At 72.7% G+C, this 3,764-nt stretch carries 5 protein-coding genes; 2 read left to right on the forward strand and 3 right to left on the reverse strand.

Annotated features, from left to right (window positions below):
• The first annotated feature begins 127 nt into the window (after positions 1-127).
• Positions 128-748, forward strand: coding sequence for a VOC family protein (locus AOK24_RS40350; RefSeq protein ID WP_055724881.1), 621 nt, complete (start codon positions 128-130; stop codon positions 746-748).
• Here AOK24_RS40350 and AOK24_RS40355 read toward each other — a convergent pair.
• The gene (locus AOK24_RS40355; protein ID WP_055724885.1) at positions 735-1,262 is read right to left on the reverse strand and encodes a DinB family protein; all 528 of its coding nucleotides are present in this window, start codon (positions 1,260-1,262) and stop codon (positions 735-737) included. The two genes, AOK24_RS40350 and AOK24_RS40355, sit on opposite strands and share 14 nt — an antisense overlap.
• Before the next feature lie 101 nt (positions 1,263-1,363).
• Here AOK24_RS40355 and AOK24_RS40360 point away from each other — a divergent pair, with 101 nt between their 5' ends.
• Positions 1,364-1,756: a VOC family protein gene (locus AOK24_RS40360; RefSeq protein WP_055724882.1), complete on the forward strand. Its 393-nt coding sequence runs from the start codon at positions 1,364-1,366 to the stop codon at positions 1,754-1,756.
• 136 nt (positions 1,757-1,892) lie between these two features.
• On the opposite strand, the gene AOK24_RS40365 is transcribed toward AOK24_RS40360, so the two are convergent.
• Both AOK24_RS40365 and AOK24_RS40370 read right to left on the reverse strand, forming a co-directional pair.
• Positions 1,893-2,597 carry a helix-turn-helix domain-containing protein gene (locus AOK24_RS40365; protein WP_055724883.1) on the reverse strand — a complete coding sequence of 235 codons (705 nt, stop codon included), beginning with the start codon at positions 2,595-2,597 and terminating at the stop codon, positions 1,893-1,895.
• A gap of 10 nt (positions 2,598-2,607) precedes the next feature.
• Positions 2,608-3,540 (reverse strand): AraC family transcriptional regulator, encoded by a 933-nt coding sequence (locus tag AOK24_RS40370; protein ID WP_055724884.1) that lies wholly within the window; start codon positions 3,538-3,540, stop codon positions 2,608-2,610.
• Positions 3,541-3,764 lie beyond the last annotated feature (224 nt).

Raw genomic sequence — 3,764 nt, forward strand, 5'->3', positions numbered from 1 at the left:
CAGGCGGGCAGGCGGGCAGGCAACGGTGAAGGCGGCTTCCCGTCCGGTCCGGGCCGCTGATTCGGGCCCAAGCCCGTTCCGTTTCGTGGGTCCTGTTGTGAAGGGGTTGCGCGTAGGCTCGTGCGGGATGAACACGATTCCCGCACGGCTCGACCATCTCGTGCTCGCGACGCCCGAACTGGCCGCTACCGTCGATGACTTCGCCCGGCGGACGGGGGTCGTGCCGGCGCCGGGTGGGGTGCATGTCGGGCTCGGTACGCGTAATCATCTCGTGGGGCTGGGGGGTGGGGCGTATCTGGAGATCATCGGGCCCGATCCGGAGCAGTCCGCGCATCGGGGGGCGCGGCCGTTCGGGGTGGATCGGCTGTCCCGGCCCACCACGCTGACGTGGGCGATCGCCCCGCCGGACATCGACCTCGCGGTGACGGCCGCGCGGGCGCGCGGGTACGACCCCGGCGAGGTGCGGGCGATGAGCCGGCGCCGTCCTGACGGGGCGCTGCTCGAATGGCGGCTGACGGACGGGTCCTCCGGGCTCGTGCCGTTCCTCATCGACTGGGGGTCCTCTCCGCATCCGACCGCGTCGGGGCTGCCGGTCACGCCGCTGGTGTCGCTGTCGGCGACGGCTCCCGACCCGTCTGCGGTGCGCTCCTCCCTCGCCGCGCTCGACGTCGAACTCCCCGTCTCCGAGGGGCCGTTGGGCATGTCGTTCACGCTGGACACGCCCAACGGGACCGTCACGTTCGACTGACCGCGCGGATCAGGCGGAGTTGGCCGATCTCCGCGACGTTCTTCATCAACTCGGCGTTCACCCAGGCGAGCTGGTGGGCCAGAGTGAGGCCCGCGCCCTCCGGCCAGGGGTACGCGGAGGGGCGGTCGAGGTCGGCGTCCGTGAGGGTCGCCACGGCCGCCGTCCACTCCTCGTACAGCCCGCGCAGCCAGGCGACCGCCGGTCCGCCCGGGCCCGGCCACGCAACGTCCTCCCTTTTCCGGGGAGTTCGGCCCAGCGCGTGGTCCGTCGTCGTGCCCAGCCACCAGCCGAGGTGCCAGCTCACCCACGCGACCGTCGGGACCGGCACCGGGTCGGGTTCGGTCTCCGCCCAGTCCGGCGTCCAGCCGCCCGCCCCGTCCGGGTGGAGCGTCCAGCAGGTGTCCGCCGGTTCCCAGAGGTGGTCGTCCGGTCGCAGGAGGTCCAGGTGGTACGTGAAGAGGGACCAGGTCAGATCGGTCTGCCAGCGGAGGAGGTCGAGGCGCGGGGAGGTCATCGGGACACCCTCGCGGCAGGGGCGGACGTTGTGCAAACGGTTTCCGGAGGACGTCCGTTTTCTTCAAGACCGGCGTCTTCCCGCGCGCCTACGGTGTCCCCATGACTCCACGATTCGACGCCATCGGCCTCCTCGTCCACGACATGTCCGCGTCCGTCGCCTTCTACCGCCGCCTCGGGTTCGTCTTCCCCGAAGGGGCCGAGCGGGAGGGGCACACCGAGGCCGCGCTGCCCGGCGGGCTGCGGCTCATGCTCGACACGGAGGAGATGGTGCGCTCCTTCTCCCCCACCTTCGAGACGCCGGGCCCGGGTGGGCGGGCGTCACTGGCGCTGCTGTGCGACGGGCCCGGTGAAGTCGACGCCGTGTACGAGGAGTTGATCGCCGCTGGGCATCACGGGGAGATGAAGCCGTGGGACGCGGTGTGGGGGCAGCGGTACGCGGTGGTGCACGACCCGGACGGCAACGGGGTGGATCTGTTCGCGCCGTTGAGCTGAGGGCCGTGCGCGGTACGGCGCACCGCATGCTCGGTACGGATACGGGGCGCCGATCGAGGTTGCCGGGCGGGTGCGGCTGCCTCGTCGCCGGTCGCGCTCACACGGCGGTGGCCGCACATCGATACAGCCCCGCCCCCTAAGGGCGTCGTTCATCCGCCGCTCGCATCATCAGGCGCGTCGGAGTCGCCCCCGTCAACTCCCGTACCTCGCGCGACAGGTGCGCCTGATCCGCGTACCCCGCCCGCGCCGCCGTCTCCGCCGGGGGCACCCCGCCCCGCAGCAACCCCAACGCCCTTTGCAGCCGCAGGATTCGGGCCAGCGTCTTGGGGCCGTACCCGAAAGCCCACAGCGCGCGGCGATGCAACTGGCGTGCTCCGATGCCGAGTTCGTCAGCCGTCGCCGCGACCGGGCGGCCCGCGTCGAGGGCCTTGACCAGATGTGACAGCAACTCGTCGGGAGGCGCGGCGCGTTCCAGGGCCAGTTCCTCCAACCCCGTCGCCGGGTCCGGCGCCGACGCGACCCGCGCGGCCAGCCTCCGCACCTCCGACGCCGGCCACAGATCCGCCAACTCGACGCGCCGGTCCCGGAGTTCATGCGCGGGGACCCCCAACAGGGCGGGCGCGGTGCCGGGATAGAAGCGGACACCCGCCCACACAGCGCTCGGCCCTCCAGGGACGTACGCGTGCGTATCCGGACCGGCGACGAGGAGCCGCCCCTCCGTCCACAACAGGTCCATACAGCCATCGGGCAACACCGCACCCGCACCCAACACCCCCGCCCCCGATGGCGTGTTCGTCCACACCACCGCGCCGGCCAGAAGGGACGGGCGTTCCTGGTACACGCCCCCAACGCTACGCCCTCCCCCGATGCTCCTGCGGACTCACCCCGTACACCCGCTTGAACGCGCTGGACAGCGTGAACGCGCTCCCGTACCCGACCTTGCGGGCGATCGAGGCGATGGTGTCGCCGGTGTCGCGCAGGAGGTCGGCGGCGAGGGCGAGGCGCCAGTGCGTGAGGTACGTCATCGGCGGCTCCCCCACGAGTTCCGTGAACCGGCGTGCCAGCCCCGCGCGGGACACGCCCGCCTTGGTCGCGAGGGCCGTGAGGGTCCAAGGGTGGGCCGGGTCGTCCTGGAGGAGGCGCAGGGCGCGGCCGACGACGGGGTCGGCGAGGGCCTTGTACCAGGTGGGCGCCTCGGCCTCGGGCCGGGAGAACCAGGTGCGCAGGGCGCTGATGACGATCAGGTCGAGGAGCCGGTCGAGGACGACCTCCTGGCCGGGTTCGTCGCGGACGATCTCGTCCATGAGGACCGGCGTGAGGGGGTTGGGCCACTCCCGCGCGGTGAGGGAGAGCAGCGGCGGCAACACGTCCAGCAACCGGTTGCTGATCTCGCCCTGCATGAGATACGTGCCGATCAGGACGACCGTGGCCCCGTCGAGCCGGTTCCCCCAGCTGCGGACCCCGAGGTCCATGGACCCGTTGAGGGGCTGCCCGTCGGGGCGGGCGCACACGCCGCGCGGCAGGATGAGGGCCTGCGGGGGCGTGCCGGGATCGTCGGCGCAGACGTACGGCCCGGGCCCCCGCACGATCGCGAGATCCCCGGCGCGCAGCAGCAGCCGCTCCCCCTGGTCCGGCACGACCCACGCGTCCCCGCGCACCATGAGCATCACGGTGAGCGGCGCCCTGTCCTCGACCCGCACACTCCACGGCGGATCGAAACAGGCCCGGATGAGGAAGGCCCCCCGCGCACGCGGGCCCTCCAGCAGTCCTGCGAGTGGGTCCATGCGGCCAGCGTAGAGCGCGCCCGGCGGCCGAGGCAGGGGCCTGGCGCGCAGCGGCCAGCGCCCCGGGAGCGTTCACGGGAACCTTCACGGCACCGCTCACGAGAACGTTCACGGGAACGCTCCCGGCACCGCTCCGGGGAACGCTCACGGAAACCCGGCACAGCGCACGCCCCCACTCCCGTGAACGTTCCCGTGAACGCTCACGCCACCGCCACCGCCACCGC

This window comes from Streptomyces niveiscabiei (assembly GCF_001419795.1).
GTDB classification, from domain to species: domain Bacteria; phylum Actinomycetota; class Actinomycetes; order Streptomycetales; family Streptomycetaceae; genus Streptomyces; species Streptomyces niveiscabiei.

What these genes read in the sequence shown, in the direction of transcription:
- AOK24_RS40350 (WP_055724881.1), top strand. Translation starts at nt 128, where the DNA reads ATGAACACGATTCCCGCACGGCTCGACCATCTCGTGCTCGCGACGCCC.
- AOK24_RS40355 (WP_055724885.1), bottom strand. Translation starts at nt 1,262, where the DNA reads ATGACCTCCCCGCGCCTCGACCTCCTCCGCTGGCAGACCGATCTGACC.
- AOK24_RS40360 (WP_055724882.1), top strand. Translation starts at nt 1,364, where the DNA reads ATGACTCCACGATTCGACGCCATCGGCCTCCTCGTCCACGACATGTCC.
- AOK24_RS40370 (WP_055724884.1), bottom strand. Translation starts at nt 3,540, where the DNA reads ATGGACCCACTCGCAGGACTGCTGGAGGGCCCGCGTGCGCGGGGGGCC.